The organism is Pseudomonas sp. GL_139_B, from assembly GCF_057834475.1.
Window position 1 is genome coordinate 5446473 of record NZ_CM174403.1, and the last position, 21142, is coordinate 5467614.

Here is a 21142-nt window from a genome sequence, read left to right on the forward strand (position 1 = left end):
GGAGGGGGTTGGTGTAAGCCTGAGATTGTTTGTATCAGGCCGGTTTTGTTTCTGCCAACGCCTCTTGCGCCATCTCTTTCTCGGCTTCCTTGAGGTCTTCTTCGCTGATCATTTCCGCGATCACGCGCAGTCGCTCCACCACCCGCGCATTCACGCTGCCTTCCGGAAACTCGCCATTCTCATCCGGCGCACCGGCAGGCTCGCCGACCAACAGGCTCAAGGCCTCGTCCGCCTGACGCACCGCGTAAACATGGAACTGCCCCGCGCGCACCGCCGCCAATACCTTCTCGTCGAGCATCAACGTGGCAACGTTCGCTTGCGGAATGATCGCCCCTTGCTGGCCGGTCAGCCCGCGCGCTTCGCAGAGCCGGAAGAAGCCTTCGATCTTCTCGTTGACCCCGCCTACCGCCTGCACTTCGCCGAACTGGTTGATCGAGCCTGTGATCGCAAAGCACTGCTTGAGTGGTGTTTTCGACAAGGCCGAAATCAGCGTGCAGGCCTCGCCCAGCGAAGCACTGTCGCCATCGACATAACCGTAGGACTGCTCCAGGGCGATGCTCGCGGAAATCGCAAGCGGGAATTCCTGAGCGTAACGACTGCCCAGATATCCCGTGAGGATCATCACACCTTTTGAGTGAATCGGCTGCCCGAGGTTGACCTCACGCTCGATGTCGACAATGCCGCTTCCGCCCGGATACACCGTGGCGGAAATCCGTGCCGGCACACCGAAGGCCGAGTCGCCGACTTCCAGCACCGTCAGCCCGTTGCACTTGCCAACGGCGGCACCATCGGTGTCGATCAGGATGATCCCGGCCAGCATGTCATCAAGAATCCGCGCCGAGACGCGCCCGGTGCGGGTGGCCTTGGCCTTGAGCGCACGCTCGATGTGCCCGGCGTCGGTCATTTCATCGCCAGCCAGGTGGCGAATGAAGTCCGCTTCGCTGACCAACTGGAAAAGATCGCCGATGCGTGCCGACAAACGCCCTTGGTGCTCGGCCAGACGCGCGCTGTACGTCGCCAGACGCGCCACCGCATCCGCCGTCAACGGCGCCATGCCTTCTTCGGAGGTGCGGGTTTTGAGTAACTGGGCGAACTGCTCCAGGCTCTCGTCAACCATCGGGATGTCTTCGTCGAAGTCCACCAGGACGCGGAACATCTCCTGGAAGTCCGGATCGAGGTCTTGCAACGTGTAATACAGCTGACGGGCGCCGATGATGATGACTTTGACCGCCAACGGAATGTGCTGCGGCGTCAGGGTCACGGTGGCCAGACGGCCCAGCTCACCCAACGGCGATTCCATTTTCAGCTTGCGCGATTGCAGGGCGCGCTTGAGCGCATCCCAGACGAACGGCTCGCTGAGCATTTTTTCCGCTTCAAGGATCAGAAAACCGCCGTTGGCCCGGTGCAAGGCACCCGGGCGCAGTTGCCGATAGGTCGTGTACAGCGCGCCTTGGTCGGTGCTGTATTCAATGCGGCCAAACAGGTTTTCATAAGTCGGGTGCGGCTCGAACACCACCGGCGCACCGCCGCTGGCCGAATGCCCGACCACCAGGCTCGGCGCGTATTGCTCTTCCAGCAGCTTGCGGGCAATGGCGTCGGTCTTGCTGTCGTCCACCAGTTGCTCGACCACCGTCTTGAGCAGGTAAACCTGCATCGCCTGCAAGTAACCGCACACGGCAGCGTTCTCGGCGTACTTCTCCGACAAAGGCGACAGCAACGGCTGCAACGCCAGCGTGATGGTTTCTTCGTTGAGGTGGCGCAGTTGATTGCTCGATTCACGCTTCCATTGCGGCAGGCTGGCGAGTTCTTCGTTCAGACGCTCTTCCAGGCCGGAGATGTCCTCGTGAAAACGTTCGCGATCGGCTTCCGGCAACTGGGCGAATTCCGCTTCATCCAGCGCTTTGCCTTCGCTCATCGGGGTAAAGGCGATGTTGCTGGCGTCACGATAGAGCGCGACTTCCTTTTCCAGGGCCAGGCGCTCGATCACGTCCAATGCCTTGTCGTAGCGCTGGTTGAAGGCGCGGTCGATGGCGCTTTTCTTCTGCTGGTAGGACGGGTGTTCAAACACTGCCGGAAACGTTGCCAGCAGGTTGTCAATCAAGCCATTGATGTCACCGATGAAAGCACCGGCGGTGCCCGACGGTAATTCCAGGGCGCGAGGCTCGCGCGGCTCATCGAAATTGTTGACGTAGACCCAGTCCGCCGGGGTCTGCAGGCGCTTGCCTTCGGCTTTCAGGTAGCGTTTGACGAACGAGAACCGGCCGGTGCCAGGCTCACCCATGACAAAGACGTTATAACCGGGGCGTGGCATGGCCACACCGAACTGCAAGGCTTCGACCGCACGTTCCTGGCCAAGCACACCGCGGAAGGGCTCCAGATCATTGGTGGTAGAGAAGCTGAACTGTTCAGCGGAAAACGGACGGGTCAGCGCTTCGGGCGCTAGACGCAAGCTGGCAGCAACAGGATCAGGCATCGGGCTTCCTTACATCAGGCGGGGCAGATAGCGGCATTCTGGCGCTGCCCATACCTCACTTGCAAGGCGCGCCTCCAGCCAAAGCATAGACAAACTGCCATCCCCAGGCGGGCCGGGGCTAAATCAATGATTTCAGCGGATGTTTTGCGAAAAATCACGGAACCCGGGGATCGCGCCTAAACTCCAAACTGCGCGGCTGGACTTATAACCGGCCTAACTGGCGTCGAATTGGCACCAGTCCCCCTTGTCCATCGGTATGCACACAAAGAGAACATAGCTATGAAACGGATTCTTCTCGGTACTCTCTTCACCGTTGTATCCCTCAACGCCATGGCGCAAGCCCCAGGCGGCCCGGATTGCGGATGGGGCAACATGCTGTTCACAGGTCAGCGTGGCACCCCGGCTCACATCATGGCCTCCATCACCAACGGCACATCCGGCAACGCAACCTTCGGTATGACCTCCGGCACTAACGGCTGCGCAACAAATTCGTCGCTGACTTACGGCGGCAAATCCTGGTTTGCCATGAATGGCATGATGAACGAGTTGTCCGAAGACATGGCTAAAGGTCAGGGCGAAGCGCTGACCACTTACGCCGTGGTCCTGGGGGTTGCGCCGCAAGACCGTGCGCATTTCGCCGCCGTGACTCACGAGCATTTCCAGCAAATCTTCAGCAAGGCGGATGTGACCGCTGAAGACGTGCATACCAACACCCTGGCCGTTCTGAAGAACGATCCGCGTCTGGCCAAGTACGCCACTCAAGCTTAAGCTCGAGCCGCCCGCTCCTTTCGGGGAGCGGATTTTTTTTTTGGCCCGCCCCTCTTTGGGTCTTTGTTTTTTTCGACTTAAGTTGCCCACTATGCTCAAACGCCTTGCCTGGCTGGCGCTCTGTGTCTGCGCCCCGCTGTCTGCTGCGCCGCACTTCGACCCTCAACGTTTGCAGCAATTGGCCAATGACCCCTTCTGGATCTCCCTGGGACACTACGAAACCGCCAAGCTCGGCGGCTGGCGCAGTTATATCAGCGGCAAGAAGTTCTTCCTGGCGCCCGACGGCAACGAACACCCCGACCGTGAACTGGCAGCCACCGTACAAGCGTTGTACGCCCCGGTCAGTGCCGGCGAACAACACGCCCAATGTGTCTATCCGGCCCGCACCCGCTGGTTGAAGTCGCAGCTCAACCTGACCGGCTTGCCGACGCCAGCCTGCACCGAGTTCAAGCAATGGTTCAAGGACGTCTCGCCACACAGTGCGGTGATGATTTTTCCGGCGGCTTATTTGAACAGTCCGTCATCAATGTTCGGCCACACGTTGCTGCGCATCGACCAGGCGGATGTGCAAAGCGACCACACGGCCCTGCTCAGTTACGCCATCAACTTCGGCGCCTTCATCGAAGGTTCGGACAACAGCATCCTCTTCGCCTGGAAAGGCTTGATGGGTGGCTATCCGGGGCTTTTTTCGCTAGTGCCCTATCAGGAAAAACTCTCGGAATACCGCAGCCTTGAGAACCGTGATTTGTGGGAATACCGGCTGAACCTGACCCCGCCAGAAACCGAACGCATGGTCGAGCACGTCTGGGAGCTGAAGCAGGTCCGGTTCGACTATTTCTTCTTCGACGAAAACTGCTCCTATCGCCTGCTGGAATTGCTGCAAGTGGCGCGCCCCAGTCTGCGGCTGACCGAGCAATTCCCGCTGACCGCGATTCCTACCGACACGGTCAAAGCCGTGAAAGAAGCCGGTTTGGTGGAATCGATTCAATATCGCCCGTCCCGCGAGCGTGAGTTGTTAAGTCGTGCCGAACCGCTGAATCCTGATGAACTGCAATGGGTGTTGAAAGTCAGCGCTGACCAGAAACAGTTGCAGGAACCCGCCTTCAGGGCGCAACCCAAGGATCGCCAGGCGCTGATCATCGACGCGGCCTATCGTCTGGAACGCTACCGTGCCAACGGCCAGGAACGCGACCCCGCCCAGGCTCAGCGCAGTTTCGAATTGCTGCGGGCGATCAACCAGAACCCGCCACCGGAGCTGGACATCCCGCAACCCGGCCTGCCCGAGGATGGCCATGAATCCCGCACCTGGCAGGCCGGCGTCGGCACCCGGGGTGACAGGGCGTTCGGCGAATACGGCCTGCGCATGGCCTATCACGATCTCAACGACAACGCCGAGAGCTTCCCGCTCGGCGCACAAATTGAAATCCTGCAAATGAAACTGCGCCAGTACGAAGGCAATCACTGGCAGTTTCAGCAGCTTGATCTGGCGACGATTCGCTCCTTCACCCCCCGCAACGAACTGCTGCAACCGCTGTCATGGCAGGTGACTGGCGGCCTGGAACGGGTGCCGGGCAAACATGACGACGAAACCCTGGTCAGCCACATCAACGGCGGTGGCGGCGGTACCTGGCAACTGGGCGACGACGTGCTAGGTTTTGCCTTGGGTACCGCACGTATTGAACACAACAACGACTTCGCCGGTTTCATCGCCCCGGCGGCGGGTTTCAATACCGGTGTACTGTGGAATAACCCGCTGGGCAATTTCAGTCTGGAGAGCAAAGGCGATTTCTTCACCAATGGCGAGGTGCGCCGCAACATCAGCCTGAATCAGCAATGGGAACTGTCACGCAACCTGGGCCTGCGCCTGAGCGCCCAGCGCGAATTCAGCCACCTCGCCACCCCGGAGAATGAAGTGATGCTTGAGGTGAAGTGGTATCACTACTGACCACCCCGCTTACCTGTAGGAGCCCAGCTTGCTGGCGAAGGCATCAATGCGGTTATTCAGATAGACCGAGGTGATGCCATCGCCAGCAAGCTGGGCTCCTACATACCTGCCACCATGACCTAAACACTAGACGGGAGAAGAGCATGAGCCGGGCATTCGTCAACGAAGATAACGCCGCCGCACAAGCCGATCAGCCGGTCGAACGGCAGGTCAGCGCGCAGCCCAATTACGTCACGCCGGCGGGGCTTGCGCAGTTGCAGGCGAAAGTCGCCGAGGTGCAAAACCTGATCAATGAACAGAGCGCGAAAGGTGAACTGGCCGACAAACAGCGCCAGGCTGATCTTGAGCGTGACTGGCGATATTTCAATCAGCGCCTGCAAAGCGCCCAATTAGTCGTGCCTGCCTCCTCGACCAACAAGGTACAAATCGGCGCATGGGTGACCTTTGCGGATGAACAGGGCAGCGAACAACGGGTTCAGTTGGTGGGTGAGGATCAGGCGGATGCCGCCAGCGGGTTGATCAATTGGGGCTCGCCGTTGGGGCGGGCGCTGCTGGGCGCACAAGTGGGGGATGAGGTGGTGTGGAAGCGGCCGGTGGGGGATTTGGTGATTGAGGTTTTGCATATTGAGATTGGGTGACCTTTTGGCCGCCATCGCTGGCAGGCTAGCTCCCACAGGGGTTATGTGATCGACACAAATCCACTGTGGGAGCTAGCCTGCTAGCGATGGCCGCACCACGGAATCACTGAGCGCCCATAAAAAAACGGAGCCCGAAGGCTCCGCTTTTCATGCAACCAGCCCCAATCAGGCCAGTTTCTTGTGCCGTACACGATGCGGCTGGGCAGCCGCTTCGCCGAGACGCTTTTTACGGTCGGCTTCGTATTCGCTGTAGTTACCTTCGAAGAACACCGCTTGCGAGTCGTCTTCGTACGCAAGGATGTGCGTCGCGACACGGTCAAGGAACCACCGATCGTGAGAGATCACAATGGCGGCGCCCGGGAAGTCCAGCAGGGCTTCTTCCAGGGAACGCAGGGTTTCAACGTCGAGGTCGTTGGACGGTTCGTCGAGCAGCAGGACGTTGCCGCCCTCTTTCAGGGTCAGGGCCAGGTGCAAGCGACCGCGCTCACCACCGGACAGGTCCTTGACGAACTTCTGCTGATCGCCGCCCTTGAAGTTGAAGCGACCGACGTAGGTACGCGACGGGATCTCGTAGTTGCCGATGCGGATCTGGTCCGAACCCTCGGAGATCTGCTGGAACACGGTCTTGCTGCCGTCCAGGTCTTCGCGGCTCTGATCGACGCACGCCAGCTGTACGGTTTCGCCGACTTCGATGCTGCCCGAATCCGGTTGTTCCTTGCCCATCAACATGCGGAACAGGGTCGATTTACCGGCACCGTTACCGCCGATCACGCCAACGATGGCGCCTTTAGGCATGGAGAACGACAGGTTGTCGATCAACACGCGATCGCCGTAGCCCTTGGTGACGTTCTTGAATTCGATGACCTTGTCGCCCAGGCGCGGACCGGCCGGAATGTAGATTTCGTTGGTTTCGCTGCGCTTCTGGAATTCCTGCGATTGCATTTCTTCGAAGCGTTGCAGACGGGCCTTGGATTTCGACTGGCGGGCCTTCGCGCCTTTGCGCACCCACTCCAGTTCTTCCTTCATGGCCTTTTCGTGAGCCGATTGCTGCTTGGATTCGGCCGCCAGACGATCGGACTTGGCTTCAAGCCAACCCGAATAGTTGCCTTCGTACGGAATGCCCGCGCCGCGGTCGAGTTCCAGAATCCAGCCGGCAACGTTGTCCAGGAAGTACCGGTCGTGCGTGATCGCAACCACGGTGCCCGGGAAATCGTGCAGGAAGTGCTCCAGCCAGGCGACGGAATCGGCGTCCAGGTGGTTGGTCGGTTCGTCGAGCAGCAACATGTCAGGGGCAGACAGCAGCAGGCGGCACAGGGCCACGCGACGCTTTTCACCACCGGAGAGGAATTCGACCTTGGCGTCCCATGCCGGCAGGCGCAGCGCATCGGCGGCGACTTCCAGTTGGCGATCCAGGTTGTGACCATCGCTGGCTTGCAGGATGGCTTCGAGCTTGGCCTGTTCTGCCGCCAGTTTGTCGAAGTCGGCATCTTCTTCAGCGTAAGCTGCGTAAACCTCGTCCAGGCGTGCCTGGGCGTTCTTGATCACGCTGACCGCTTCCTCGACCACTTCACGCACGGTCTTGGTCGGATCCAGGATCGGTTCCTGTGGCAGGTAGCCGATGTTCAGCTCGGGCATCGGCCGGGCCTCGCCCTCGAACTCGGTGTCGACGCCCGCCATGATTTTCAGCAGCGTGGACTTACCCGAACCGTTGAGGCCGAGTACACCGATCTTGGCGCCTGGGAAGAACGACAAGGAAATGTTTTTCAGGATTTCCCGCTTCGGCGGAACAACTTTGCCCAGCCGATGCATGGTGAAGACGTATTGAGCCATGGAGAACCTTGGGTCAGTGACAGATGATTGATTGGAGCGCAGGCGAAGCCCGGCCAGACTGTGCGCGTCGTCCGAATGATAGCTATCAATACGTGCGCGCTGAAAAAGTCTGATTTTAGGAGCTGGAACGCTCCCGCGTAACCGGCAAAGCTACCTGATTGACAGATGGCAGTCCAGCCGAGCGGGACTGGCACTTCGCCACAACTCAAGGCATGCTAGCCGCCCTTCGGGCGTCCGACTTATAGTGCACGGCGCACCAGCCCGGTCAAACCGCAGGATTTCAGTTTGCCTAACGTCACCCCGCCCGTTTCCGTGAGCGCCCCCAGCCCTGCAACCGGCTCACCCCTGCGCGGAACGTTGAAGGGCACACTGGCCACCCTCGTCCTGTTGCTGCTCGCCCTGCTGTTCTGGCAGTTGCTGGACCAGTTTCGAGAAACCCAGAAAAGCCAGCGCCAATACACCATTGATTACACCGCCGATCTGGCCGCGCAAGTCAGCCTGAACATGGCACTCAACGCCCAGATAGCCCTCAACCTGTTACCCATCATCGAACAACCGCAAAGCACCGACGAACAGCAGGCGCTGCTGCGCAAGCTGCAACGGTCATTGCCCGAGCTGCGCAGCCTGGCATTGCTCAGCCCCTCTGGAAAAATCCTCAGTGACAGCGCCGAGGACAACCAAGACGCTGATTACCTGAGTGAACTGGTGCGGCGCAGTCACGCTCAGGCACACTACTTCAGCAATGCCGATGACGGTTCGGTGGTGCATCTTCTGTTGCATCAAGCCAGCGGGAGCACTCGAGGCTATTGGGCCCTGCGCCTGTCGCCGACTTTTTTCTCAACACTGACCAAACAAGATGAAACCGGTATCCGACCACTGTGGCTGGTGGAAAACCGGATCAATCGCCAGATCATCAGCCGCGATGATGCATTGCCCTCAAGCAAGCCTGCCGTGCTGACACCAGATGAACTGGCCAGCAGCGTGCTGACCGTTCCCTTGAGCAACAGCGACTGGCAACTGCGTGGGTTGTTTGATCGGCAACGCGTGCTCGAAGACTTGCTGCCGGCGTTCATTGGCAAATGCCTGCTGGGCCTGGCGCTTTCTCTACTGCCATTCATTGCGCTGCTGAACATGCGCCGGCGTCAACGCCAACTGAATGAGGGTCGTCGACGCTATCAGGACATTTTCGAAGGCACCGGCGTTGCCCTCTGCGTACTCGACGTCTCCGGGCTCCAGAGCTTTTTCGACAAGGCTCAGCTGCACAGCCGCGAACAATTGCAAACCCGGCTTGATTCCCCGGAACAGCGCCGGCAACTGCTTCAGGAGTTGCGCATCACCGAGGTCAACCAGGTTGCCCTGCAATTGCTCAACGTCAAGTCCTGTGATCAAGCCTGGAACTTGCTGATCGACGGCAACCCGCTGGACGGCACCGCCATCGGCAATCAAGTGCTAGAAGCGGTTTTCAACCAGCAGAAGCAGCTTGAGCTGGAAATCAAACTGCAGGACGCCCACGACCGCGATCAGCATTTGTGGCTGGTCCTGCGTCTGCCAGTCGATCAGCACGACTATAAAGCCGTGATCCTGAGTATCACCGACATCACCAGCCGCAAACTGATCGAGCTATCGCTGCTGGAGCGCGAAAGCTTCTGGTCCGATGTGGTGCGCACCGTGCCGGATCACCTGTACGTGCAAGACGTGATCAGCCAGCGGATGATTTTCAGCAACCACCACCTGGGGCACACCCTGGGTTACGACCGCACCGAACTGCATCAAATGGGTGAGTATTTCTGGGAGATCCTGCTGCACCCCGAAGACGCCGATTTCTACCACCGTTCACGCCAGATCCAGCGCCAGGGTGGTTACAGCCAATTGATGCAGTGCCAACTGCGCTTCCGCCACCGTGATGGCCAATGGCGGCGGTTCGAAATTCGCGAACAAGCCTTGGCACGGGACAAGCACAATCAGGTCACGCGCATTATTGGTGTGGCCAAGGACATCACCGACCAGATCGAAGCCAGTGAGTCGTTGCGCGACAGCGAGCAGCGTTACCGGATGCTCGCCGAAAGCATCAGCGACGTGATTTTCTCCACGAACAGCAAGCTGTCGCTCAACTATGTCAGCCCTTCGGTGCAGGCAGTGCTCGGTTACGACGCAGAGTGGATTTTCCAGAACGGCTGGCAATCGATCATCGCCAACCCGCAACAACTGACTGGCATCTTCAGCCTGATGGACCGGGTCAGCAAAGCGCTGGATAAACCCGAGCAATTGGCGCTGTTGCGCAGCCAGGTGCAGACCCAATTGTTCCTGTTCGATTGCCTGCGAGCCGACGGCCGCAAGATTCCCATCGAACTGCGATTGGTGCTGGTCTGGGACGAACACGGCGCATTCGAAGGAGTGCTCGGTGTCGGTCGCGACATCAGCCAGCAGCGCCGGGCCGAGAAAGACCTGCGCATGGCGGCCACGGTATTTGAACACTCGACCTCAGCCATTCTGATCACCGATCCGGCCGGTTACATCGTTCAGGCCAATGAAGCGTTCAGTCGTGTCAGCGGGTATGCCGTGGAACAGGTACTCGATCAGTTGCCGAATATGCTGACTGTCGACGAGCAGCAGGAATCGCATCTGCGCTACGTGCTCAAGCAACTTCATCAGAACAACACCTGGGAAGGCGAGGTCTGGCTCAAGCGACGCAACGGCGAACACTACCCGGCCTGGGTCGGTATCACGGCGGTGCTCGACGATGAAGGTGATCTGGCGAGTTACGTGTGCTTCTTCAGCGACATCAGCGAACGCAAGGCCAGTGAACAGCGGATTCACCGCCTCGCCTACTACGACGCCCTGACCCATCTACCCAACCGCACGCTGTTCCAGGATCGCCTGCACACCGCGCTGCAATCGGCGGAGCGGCAGAAATCCTGGGTGGTGTTGATGTTCCTCGACCTGGACCGTTTCAAGCCGATCAACGACTCCCTCGGTCACGCCGCCGGCGACCGCATGCTCAAGGAAATGGCCACGCGCCTGCTCGGCTGCGTCGATGATGACGACACCGTGGCACGCATGGGCGGCGACGAATTCACCTTGCTGCTGCAGCCACGGGTCAACCGCGAAATCGCTCTGAACCGGGCGATTCATGTGGCCGAACAGATTCTCGCCAGCCTGGTGAAACCCTTTGTGCTGGAAGGCCGCGAGTTCTTCGTCACGGCCAGCATCGGGATCGCCCTGAGCCCGCAAGACGGCAACGAACTCAGCCAATTGATGAAGAACGCCGACACCGCGATGTACCACGCCAAGGAACGCGGCAAGAACAACTTCCAGTTTTATCAGGCGGACATGAACGCCAGCGCCCTGGAGCGGCTGGAGCTGGAAAGCGACCTTCGCCATGCCCTCGAACAGAACGAATTCGTGCTGTATTACCAACCGCAGTTCAGCGGCGATGGCAAACGATTGACCGGTGCCGAAGCCTTGCTGCGCTGGCGTCATCCGCGACGAGGTCTGGTGCCGCCGGGAGACTTCATTCCGGTGCTCGAAGAGCTCGGCCTGGTGGTGGATGTCGGCGACTGGGTGATCAGCGAAGCGTGCCGTCAACTCAAGACCTGGCACCAGACCAAGGTCCGCGTGCCGAAGGTTTCGGTGAACATCTCGGCGCGGCAGTTCTCCGACGGCCAGTTGGGCACGCGGATCGCCAACATCCTCAAGGAAACCGGTCTGCCGCCAGCATGCCTGGAGCTGGAATTGACTGAAAGTATTCTGATGCGCGAAGTCAGCGAGGCGATGCAGATTCTCGCCGGGTTGAAAAACCTCGGCCTGAGCATCGCGGTCGACGACTTCGGAACCGGTTATTCATCCCTCAACTACCTCAAGCAATTCCCGATCGACGTGCTGAAAATCGACCGTACGTTTGTCGATGGCCTGCCGTCCGGTGAACAGGATGCGCAAATCGCCCGGGCGATCATCGCCATGGCTCACAGCCTGAACCTGGCGGTGATCGCCGAAGGCGTGGAAACCCAAGAGCAACTGGATTTCCTGCGTGAGCATGGTTGCGATGAGGTTCAGGGCTACCTGTTCGGCCGGCCGATGCCGCCCAGCCAGTTTGAAGCGCAGTTCAGCAATGATGCGCTGTTCATGTTTGACTGAGATTTTGTGGTGGGGCTGATGGCCCTATCGCGAGCAGGCTCGCTCCCACAGAGTTTTCGGGTGTAAACAAAACTTGCGAACGCTGAAGATCCACTGTGGGAACGAGCCTGCTCGCGAAGAGGCCAGCATGATCACCGCTGATCCCTTCATGAAGCCCACTTGTCTGCGACTTGACGTCGTTTCATATGCCATCCAAAACCCATTGGGTTAGAATGCCCCCCTTTTCTGCCCCGATCCTTGAGGACCGCCATGTTCAGCCGTGATTTGACTATTGCCAAGTACGACGCCGATCTTTTTGCCGCCATGGAGCAAGAAGCTCAGCGCCAGGAAGAACACATCGAGCTGATCGCTTCAGAAAACTACACCAGCCCAGCGGTGATGGAAGCTCAAGGCTCGGTACTGACCAACAAGTACGCCGAAGGCTACCCGGGCAAGCGCTACTACGGTGGTTGCGAGTTCGTCGACGTTGTTGAGCAGCTGGCCATCGACCGCGCCAAAGAGCTCTTCGGCGCCGATTACGCCAACGTTCAGCCACACGCCGGTTCGCAAGCCAACAGCGCCGTTTACCTGGCCCTGCTGTCGGCTGGTGACACCATCCTGGGCATGAGCCTGGCCCACGGTGGTCACCTGACCCACGGTGCCAGCGTTTCGTCCTCCGGCAAGCTGTACAACGCCATCCAGTACGGCATCGACGCCAACGGCCTGATCGACTACGACGAAGTCGAGCGTCTGGCGGTTGAGCACAAGCCGAAAATGATCGTGGCCGGTTTCTCTGCCTACTCGCAGATCCTGGATTTCCCTCGCTTCCGCGAAATCGCCGACAAAGTGGGCGCTTACCTGTTCGTCGACATGGCCCACGTGGCCGGCCTGGTCGCCGCTGGCGTCTACCCGAACCCGGTGCCATTCGCTGACGTCGTGACCACCACCACACACAAGACCCTGCGCGGTCCACGTGGCGGCCTGATCCTGGCGCGCGCCAACGCCGACATCGAGAAGAAGCTGAACTCCGCCGTATTCCCGGGCGCCCAGGGTGGCCCGCTGGAGCACGTGATTGCCGCCAAAGCGATCTGCTTCAAGGAAGCGCTGCAGCCTGAGTTCAAGGCCTACCAGCAACAAGTGGTGAAAAACGCCAAGGCCATGGCCGGCGTGTTCATCGAACGCGGTTTCGACGTGGTCTCCGGCGGTACCGAGAACCACCTGTTCCTGCTGTCGCTGATCAAGCAGGAAATCTCCGGTAAAGACGCCGACGCCGCTCTGGGCAAAGCGTTCATCACCGTGAACAAGAACTCCGTGCCTAACGACCCGCGCTCCCCGTTCGTCACCTCCGGCCTGCGCTTCGGCACACCGGCTGTGACCACTCGCGGCTTCAAGGAAGCAGAGTGCAAGGAACTGGCCGGCTGGATCTGCGACATCCTGGCAGACCTGAACAACGAAACGGTGATCGACGCCGTTCGTGAGAAGGTCAAGGCTATCTGCAAGAAGCTGCCGGTGTACGGCGCTTAATCAGCCCGCTAAACCGCGGCACTAAAAAACCGGCCAGAAATGGCCGGTTTTTTTATGTCCGCAAATCAGTGGGCGGTTACCCGCGCAAACCCCTCGCGAATCTTCCCTTCCGGCAAATCATCGGCAATGAACACGATCACGCTTTCACGTACCTCATCGTCTGCCCATTCAGTGTCCCAATCAAAACCGTACAACTTCAGCACGCCTTGAAACACCATCCGCCGTGGCTCATCGAGGATGCTCAACACCCCTTTGTAGCGCAGCAGTTGCTTGCCATGGTCTTCCAGCAGTTCGTTCATGAACTCGCTGAGCTTGTCGATATCCAGCGGCTTCTCGGTGCGCAGCACCAGGCTGGAGATGCGGTCGATGGACGGCGCCTGGCTCACCGGACGCAAACTCATGCCACCGCCAAGGTCGGCATTTAAATTGAAACCGCGCACGTCGAGCAATTCAGCCAGATCGATCTTGCCGTGATCCACCACGCGGATCGGTGCACGCCGATTGATGCGGGTCAGGCGCTCACTCAATGCGGTGAACGTCGACTCGTCGACCAGATCGCGTTTGCTCACCAGCAAGCGGTCGGCGAAACCGATTTGTGCCTGGGCGATGGTTTGAGTCAGGTGCGTGTCGGCGTGTGCCGCGTCGACGAGGGTGATGATGCCGTCGAGGATGTAGCGCTCACGTAATTCTTCGTCAATGAAGAAGGTTTGCGCCACCGGTGCCGGGTCGGCCAAACCGGTGCACTCGATCACCAGACGATCGAAGGCGATGTCGCCGCTGTCCAGGCGTTCGAGCAACAGGTAAAGCGCTTTGGTCAGATCGGTGTGGATGGTGCAGCAGACGCAGCCGTTGGACAGCGTCATGACTTGTACCGGCTCGTCGCCCAGCAGTTGGGTGTCGATGCCGGCGTCACTGAATTCATTTTCGATCACGGCGATTTTCAGCCCGTGCTCGGCTTTGAGCAGGTGACGCAACAGTGTGGTCTTGCCGGCGCCGAGAAAACCGCTGAGGATTGTTACCGGGATTGGTGTGAACAAAACGAAAACCTCTCATGCGCAAAAAACTGTAGGAGCCCGGCTTGCCGGCGATGGCGTCCCGAAGATCGCTATCGCCGGCAAGCCGGACTCCTACAGAGATGATGTGTCGCCTAAATGCCGAGTATCAACAGCACTTCGGCCCACCCTTGCCACCGTAACGAGCTTCCTGGCGTTCGCGAAAGAACATTTCGTAGCTCATCACCGGTTTGTCCGGGTGTTTGGTTTGCATATGCTCGACGTAGGTGTCGTAGTCGGGCATGCCGACCATCAGGCGCGCGGCCTGACCGAGGTATTTACCGAGGCGACTCAGGTCATTGAACATGCTTGCAATCCTCGATTACGCGTCCGGTAAGGCCTGGAATGGCGATTCTTTATCCGTACGCTCTTTTGTGCCCCAGGAGGCAATGCCAACCTTGAGTGCGTAGAACAGGATACTGAAGACCACGAACAGGAACAGCACTGTCAGCGTGGCGTTGGTGTAGGCGTTGAAAATCACGTGCTGCATCTGCGTGATGTCCTTGGCCGGGGCAAGGAGCTGACCATTGGCCAGCGCATCGCTGTATTTTTTGGCCAACGACAGGAAGCCGATCGCCGGGTTGGCGTCGAACAGCTTGATGAAGCCCGCGGTGACGGTGCAGATCAGCAGCCAGACCGCTGGCACCATGGTGACCCAGATGTAGCGTTGGCGTTTCATTTTGATCAGCACAACGGTGCCGAGCATCAGCGCGATACCGGCGAGCATCTGGTTGGAGATGCCGAACAGCGGCCACAAGGTGTTGATGCCACCCAATGGATCGATCACACCCTGATAAAGCAGCCAGCCCCACATGGCCACACAACCGGCGGTGGCGATCAGGTTGGCGGTCCAGGATTCGGTACGTTTCAGTGCCGGGACGAAGGAACCGAGCAAATCCTGGAGCATGAAACGACCGGCACGGGTGCCGGCGTCGACAGCGGTCAGGATGAACAGTGCTTCGAACAGGATCGCGAAGTGGTACCAGAATGCCATGGTGTTTTCACCCGGCAGGACACTGTGCAGGATCTGCGCGATACCGACCGCCAAGGTCGGCGCACCGCCGGCACGGGCCAGGATGGTGGTTTCACCGATGTCATGGGCCACGGCTTGCAGGGCTTCCGGGGTAATCGCAAAGCCCCAGTTGCTGACCACTTGCGCCACCGCCACCACATCACCGCCGACCACGGCTGCCGGGCTGTTCATCGCAAAGTACACGCCCGGCTCGATCACCGAGGCGGCAACTATGGCCATGATGGCGACGAACGATTCCATCAGCATGCCGCCGTAACCGATGTAACGGGCGTTGGTTTCGTTATCCAGCAGCTTCGGCGTGGTGCCGGAGGAAATCAGTGCGTGGAAACCCGAGACCGCGCCACAAGCGATGGTGATGAACAGGAACGGAAACAGCCCGCCCTTCCACACCGGCCCCGTGCCGTCGATGAACTGGGTCAGCGCCGGCATTTTCAGCACAGGCATGGTGACCACAATACCGATGGCCAAGGCGATGATGGTGCCGATTTTCAGGAAGGTCGACAGGTAGTCACGCGGGGCCAGAATCAGCCACACCGGCAACACTGCTGCAACAAAACCGTAGCCAATCAACATCCAGGTGATCTGAATCCCGGTGAAGCTGAACGCCTTGGCCCAGACCGGGTCAGCAGCAATCTGCCCACCAAGCCAGATCGAACCGAGCAACAACAGCACGCCCACTACCGAGATCTCACCAATGCGGCCCGGGCGGATGTAGCGCATGTAGATGCCCATGAACATCGCAATCGGGATGGTCGCCATCACCGTGAAAATGCCCCACGGGCTTTCAGCCAGGGCCTTGACCACGATCAGCGCCAGCACCGCGAGGATGATGATCATGATCAGGAAGCAGCCAAACAGCGCGATGGTGCCGGGGATGCGGCCCATTTCTTCTCGGACCATGTCGCCCAGAGACCGGCCATTACGGCGGGTCGACATGAACAACACCATGAAGTCCTGAACACCACCGGCCAACACCACGCCCGCGATTATCCACAGCGTACCCGGCAGGTAGCCCATCTGCGCCGCCAATACCGGACCGACCAGAGGACCAGCGCCAGCGATGGCCGCGAAGTGGTGACCGAAAAGGATGTGTTTGTTGGTCGGAACGTAGTCCAGACCGTCATTATTGAGTACGGCGGGGGTGGCCCGTCGCGGGTCGAGCTGCATCACGTTGTGAGCGATGAACAGACTGTAGTAGCGATATGCAACCAGATAAATGGCCACGGCAGCCACCACAATCCACAAGGCGTTGACCGCCTCACCACGGCGCAATGCCACTACACCCAGGGCGCACGCACCGACGATTGCCAGCAGAAGCCAGGGTAAGTGGCTAAGCGGGCTATTATTATTTTTCATTTTATGATTCCAGCCAGAGTGGACAAGAAAGACAGCCACTCCGAGTTTAGCTCTCCTGTCGGCAAAGGCCATACCCCAACATTGGTCTAGACACCTGTCCGCGCTGGCAGGCCTTGAGAATGCGGGTCTATAGTCAGCGTACCTTTTCGAGGATTGCGCCATGAGCGAACACGCAGCCGATCGCCGCCGCTTCAAACGTATCGCGTTCGATGCCAGGACCGAGCTGAGTCAGGGGGAGTACATCTGGCCGGTAAAATTGATCGACCTGTCGCTCAAGGGGTTGCTTATCCAGAAGCCCGAGCCGTGGTTGGGTAATCGAGAATGGCATTTCCTCGTCGATGTTCATCTCACCGATGATGTTTCCATCAAGATGGATGTACAACTGACCCACGATGATCATGGCCAACTCGGCTTCGTCTGCAAACACATCAGTCTGGAGTCGATTGAACGCCTGCGGCGGTTGATCGAACTCAATCTGGGTGATCCGCAGGAGCTGGAACGTGAGCTGGGCGCCTTGATCGAAGTTTGAACCCACCACAAATCCACTGTGGGAGCGAGCCTGCTCGCGATAGCGGAGTGTCAGTCGACATACTTTTCTAACCCACCGTCATCGCGAGCAGGCTCGCTCCCACAGGGGTTGGGCTGGATTGTGGACTACTCGAACAACGCGTCGAGTGCCTGCTCCAGGCGCGTGACCGCAATAATCTGCAACCCCGGTGGCGCCTCTTTCGGCGCATTGCCCTTGGGCACAATGGCGCGTTTGAAGCCGTGCTTGGCGGCTTCTTTCAGGCGCTCCTGACCGCTGGGCACCGGGCGTACTTCGCCGGACAAGCCGACTTCGCCAAACACCAACAGATCATGCGGCAATGGCCGGTTGCGCAAACTGGACATCACCGCCGCCATCAACGCCAGGTCAGAAGCCGTTTCCAGAACCTTCACACCGCCGACCACGTTGAGGAACACATCCTGATCGTGTGTCGGAATGCCGCCATGACGGTGCAGGACCGCCAACAACATCGCCAGACGGTTCTGATCCAGCCCCAGCGTGACCCGACGCGGGTTGGCCAAATGACTGTCGTCCACCAATGCCTGGACTTCCACCAACATGGGCCGTGTCCCTTCCCACGTCGCCATGACCACACTGCCCGGGACCTCTTCTTGAGCACGGGTGAGGAAGATCGCTGACGGGTTGGAGACTTCTTTCAGGCCCTTGTCCGTCATGCCGAACACACCCAATTCGTTGACCGCACCGAAACGGTTTTTTACCGCACGCAGCAAACGCAAACGCCCATCGGATTCGCCTTCGAAATACAAAACGGTGTCGACCATATGCTCCAGCACGCGCGGACCGGCCAGTGCGCCTTCTTTAGTCACGTGCCCCACCAGGAAAATCGCGGTGCCGCTCTGCTTGGCATAACGCACCAGCAACGCCGCACTTTCGCGAACCTGAGAGACGCCACCCGGTGCCGATTGCAGTTGCTCGGTGAAGATCGTCTGGATCGAGTCGATCACCATGACTTTGGGCTTTTCCACCCGGGCCGTGGCGATGATGGTTTCGATGCAGGTTTCGGTCATCACCCGCAGTTGATCCTGCGGCAAACCCAGCCGGCGGGCACGCATGGCCACTTGCTGCTGCGATTCTTCGCCCGTGACATAAAGCGCCGGCATGCTTTTGGCGAGGTTGCACAAGGTTTGCAACAGGATGGTCGACTTACCGATGCCCGGGTCGCCGCCGATCAGCACCACCGAACCGTCAACCAAGCCACCGCCCAGCACCCGATCGAGTTCGCTGGATGCCGTGGAAAAGCGCGGGATTTCTTCGACGCTGACTTCGGCCAGGGTCTTGATCTGGGCCTGTTGACCGGTCCAGCCGGTGCGACCGCTCGGGGCGGCGGCGCCACCGCTTTCCACCATGGTCTCGGTCAGCGTGTTCCAGGCCCCGCACTCGCCGCACTGGCCAGCCCACTTGGGGAAGGTTGAGCCACACTCGGTGCAGCCGTACATGCGTTTGGCCTTGGCCATCTGAACTCCCGGCAAAAAACGCGATGATAGCTCAGCTGACGCTGATCAGCGCGATGCAGCGGCACGGATTTCACCAATGTTCATCACACGACCTGATTACCGTTGCACTCGGAAACTTTCGGAGCATTGATCGGCAACTGCAGATGTAACCAGACGATAGCGTTGAGTATCGGTGTAGGAAATCACTCCGCCTTGAAATAAGCGATCGGCCACAGTCTTTATACCGAGAACTAGATAGGGCGATGCCATTGCAACTTGCTCGGTTTGCTGGAGGCATCCACTGATTTAGCATAAAACCATTTGTCCAACTTTTGACTCAGAAACTACAAAAGAGATCTTCGTTGCACCCAATGGATCGATATTAAACCTATACAAGTCTTGAGCTTTCAAAAGCCGGTCGTACAAGCTTCAACTTTGAATATCGCCTTGTTTCAACATGTGCAAACAGCCATCGATCATTTGACAGATGTCTTGACCTTAGACTTTTGTAACTGATTCGGATCGAATTAGCCGCTCCGCGAATGACGAAAGTCGGAAAGTTATTGCCCCGCAAGGCCCAGTTGCCATCGGCGGTGTAGAACCGGGTGACGAAACCGAGCGGCGCGCGCGAGGGTTGTGGCGAATAGTTGCCTTGGAAAGCGGCGCAGAAACGCACGGTTTCGGGGGGGCTATGGCCGTCAGCGAACACCTCCACGGTGGTCAGGTCGCCGAGGTCATTGGCCACCGAGAAGGTGCCATTCCACGCACGTCAAACTAAATGCCGGCAGACAGGTCGTTAACCACTAGCTTTGTAATGAGGTGTTTCGAGCAAGAGCGGTCCCGCTGATTTACACTGCGTTTACCAACCTCATCTGTAACAAGGAAATAACCTATGGGCGTGATAAGTGAGTTCAAGGCCTTCGCGGTCAAAGGTAATGTGATCGACATGGCGGTCGGTATCATCGTCGGCGCGGCCTTCGGCAAGATCGTTACGTCGTTTGTCGGCGACGTCGTCATGCCCCCCATTGGATTGCTGATCGGCGGGGTGGACTTCAGTGATCTGGCCATTACGCTCAAGGCAGCCGAGGGCAATGCCCCAGCAGTGGTGTTGGCCTACGGTAAATTCATCCAGAGCATGATTGACTTTGTCATTGTCGCTTTCGCGATTTTTATGGGGATCAAAGCGATCAACCAACTGAAGCGCGAAGAGGCCTCGGCCCCAACATTACCGCCGGTTCCGAGCAAGGAGGAGGAGCTGTTGAGGGAGATCCGTGATTTGCTCAAGGCCCAGAACAATCGGCCCTGAAGACTGATTGCAAATAGAAACGGCGCCTTCAATGCGCCGTTTTTTTACCAAAAGTTTTCCACAGCCACTTGGCCTGGCCGTCGGCTGAGGCTCAGATGCATGTCACGCTGTTTGAGCAGCTTGCGCGTGTCATCGATCATCTGCGGATTACCGCAAAGCATGACCCGCGAGTGTTCGGGTGTCAGCGCCACACCGGCAGCCCGCTCCAATTCGCCATTTTCGATCAGCGTAGTGATCCGCCCGCTCAGGGCGCCGGGATGTTGTTCGCGAGTAACGGTGGCGATGAATTGCAATTTGTGGGCGTTTTCGGCCAGATAATCGCGCTGCCCCAACTCGGCGATCAGCGCCTGATACGCCAGCTCCCGGGCTTCGCGCACGCTGTAGACGAGGATGATGCGTTCGAATTTCTCCCAGACCTCAAAGTCTTGCAGGATGGACAGAAACGGGGCAATGCCGGTACCTGTGGATAACAACCACAGATCACGCCCATCAACAAAACGATCAAGGGTCAAATAACCAAATGCCTGGCGGTCGACCAGCAATGTATCGCCAACCTCCAGTCGGCTCAACTCGCTGGTGAACTCCCCACCTGGCACGACAATGGAGAAGAACTCGAGAAATTCGTCAAAGGGCGACGACACCATTGAGTAGGCACGCCAAACCGTACTGCCATCGGCTTTGGTAACGCCTAACCGGGCGAACTGCCCTGACCTGAAACGAAAACCCGGATCCCTGGTGGCCCGCAGGGTAAACAGGTTCGGGGTCAACGGCTGGACGTCGAGCAAGGTTTGGCGAGTGAATTTATCGGCACTGGCGGTCATGGGTCGCTCCATTGAACTGACCTCACCAGTGTCTCGCAAAGCAGACGATGTAAACACTGGTGATTTGTAGTGTCTTTGGAAATGAGATTCTTTGTTAGTGATATAGCCTGACTTTATATTGCTAGCGGCATACACCAACTTGTACAAAAAACGACAAATAGAATGATGTACACCATGTGACTAAGCTGTATTGGCTTTGAAAAAGCCTAAGAACCAGACATGCAGCTCAGAAAATTTTCAAGAACAAAATAATTGCATCATGTGTGTAGGATTGCCCCTACA

At 58.5% G+C, this 21142-nt stretch carries 15 protein-coding genes and 1 pseudogene; 7 read left to right on the forward strand and 9 right to left on the reverse strand.

The annotated features are described in order from the left end of the window. Nucleotides 1–34: 34 nt before the first annotated feature. Complete coding sequence (locus AC3ISI_RS24940; protein WP_489334243.1) at nt 35–2473, reverse strand: Lon protease family protein; 2439 nt, start codon at nt 2471–2473, stop codon at nt 35–37. A 279-nt stretch (nt 2474–2752) separates the two neighbouring features. On the opposite strand from AC3ISI_RS24940, the gene AC3ISI_RS24945 reads away from it, so the two are divergent. From AC3ISI_RS24945 to AC3ISI_RS24955, 3 genes are all read left to right on the forward strand, one after another. Further along, complete coding sequence (locus AC3ISI_RS24945; protein ID WP_489334244.1) at nt 2753–3241, forward strand: DUF3015 domain-containing protein; 489 nt, start codon at nt 2753–2755, stop codon at nt 3239–3241. Between the two features lie 91 nt (nt 3242–3332). Then, nucleotides 3333–5186 carry an Lnb N-terminal periplasmic domain-containing protein gene (locus AC3ISI_RS24950; RefSeq protein ID WP_489334245.1) on the forward strand — a complete coding sequence of 618 codons (1854 nt, stop codon included), beginning with the start codon at nt 3333–3335 and terminating at the stop codon, nt 5184–5186. Nucleotides 5187–5329: 143 nt separating this feature from the next. After that, nucleotides 5330–5824, forward strand: coding sequence for a GreA/GreB family elongation factor (locus tag AC3ISI_RS24955; RefSeq protein WP_489334246.1), 495 nt, complete (start codon nt 5330–5332; stop codon nt 5822–5824). Between the two features lie 165 nt (nt 5825–5989). Here the strand turns inward: AC3ISI_RS24955 and ettA are convergent, their stop codons facing one another. Then, nucleotides 5990–7654 (reverse strand): energy-dependent translational throttle protein EttA, encoded by a 1665-nt coding sequence (ettA, locus tag AC3ISI_RS24960; protein WP_489334247.1) that lies wholly within the window; start codon nt 7652–7654, stop codon nt 5990–5992. A 285-nt stretch (nt 7655–7939) separates the two neighbouring features. On the opposite strand from ettA, the gene AC3ISI_RS24965 reads away from it, so the two are divergent. Further along, a complete protein-coding gene (locus AC3ISI_RS24965; RefSeq protein ID WP_489334248.1) occupies nt 7940–11788 on the forward strand; it encodes a sensor domain-containing protein in 3849 nt (1282 codons plus the stop codon). A 249-nt stretch (nt 11789–12037) separates the two neighbouring features. Further along, entirely contained in the window at nt 12038–13291 is a 1254-nt protein-coding gene (gene glyA / locus AC3ISI_RS24970) for a serine hydroxymethyltransferase (RefSeq protein ID WP_489334249.1), read from the forward strand. A gap of 65 nt (nt 13292–13356) precedes the next feature. On the opposite strand, the gene yjiA is transcribed toward glyA, so the two are convergent. From yjiA to AC3ISI_RS24985, 3 genes are all read right to left on the reverse strand, one after another. Then, nucleotides 13357–14328, reverse strand: coding sequence for a GTPase (gene yjiA, locus AC3ISI_RS24975; protein ID WP_489334251.1), 972 nt, complete (start codon nt 14326–14328; stop codon nt 13357–13359). 124 nt (nt 14329–14452) lie between these two features. Continuing rightward, entirely contained in the window at nt 14453–14650 is a 198-nt protein-coding gene (locus AC3ISI_RS24980) for a YbdD/YjiX family protein (RefSeq protein ID WP_003228401.1), read from the reverse strand. 15 nt (nt 14651–14665) lie between these two features. Continuing rightward, the gene (locus AC3ISI_RS24985; RefSeq protein ID WP_489334252.1) at nt 14666–16732 is read right to left on the reverse strand and encodes a carbon starvation CstA family protein; all 2067 of its coding nucleotides are present in this window, start codon (nt 16730–16732) and stop codon (nt 14666–14668) included. A 160-nt stretch (nt 16733–16892) separates the two neighbouring features. On the opposite strand from AC3ISI_RS24985, the gene AC3ISI_RS24990 reads away from it, so the two are divergent. Beyond that, a complete protein-coding gene (locus AC3ISI_RS24990) occupies nt 16893–17261 on the forward strand; it encodes a PilZ domain-containing protein (protein WP_489334253.1) in 369 nt (122 codons plus the stop codon). A 125-nt stretch (nt 17262–17386) separates the two neighbouring features. Here AC3ISI_RS24990 and radA read toward each other — a convergent pair whose 3' ends face one another. From radA to AC3ISI_RS25005, 3 genes and pseudogenes are all read right to left on the reverse strand, one after another. Continuing rightward, nucleotides 17387–18754, reverse strand: coding sequence for a DNA repair protein RadA (gene radA, locus AC3ISI_RS24995; RefSeq protein WP_008040321.1), 1368 nt, complete (start codon nt 18752–18754; stop codon nt 17387–17389). 96 nt (nt 18755–18850) lie between these two features. Further along, a complete protein-coding gene (locus AC3ISI_RS25000; protein WP_489334254.1) occupies nt 18851–19003 on the reverse strand; it encodes a hypothetical protein in 153 nt (50 codons plus the stop codon). A 118-nt stretch (nt 19004–19121) separates the two neighbouring features. Further along, nucleotides 19122–19481 (reverse strand): annotated as a pseudogene (locus tag AC3ISI_RS25005) (catalase); the annotation flags it as partial. 144 nt (nt 19482–19625) lie between these two features. Here AC3ISI_RS25005 and mscL point away from each other — a divergent pair. Further along, a complete protein-coding gene (gene mscL / locus AC3ISI_RS25010; RefSeq protein WP_489334255.1) occupies nt 19626–20039 on the forward strand; it encodes a large-conductance mechanosensitive channel protein MscL in 414 nt (137 codons plus the stop codon). Nucleotides 20040–20083: 44 nt separating this feature from the next. On the opposite strand, the gene AC3ISI_RS25015 is transcribed toward mscL, so the two are convergent. Next, a complete protein-coding gene (locus AC3ISI_RS25015) occupies nt 20084–20860 on the reverse strand; it encodes a ferredoxin--NADP reductase (protein WP_489334256.1) in 777 nt (258 codons plus the stop codon). Nucleotides 20861–21142 lie beyond the last annotated feature (282 nt).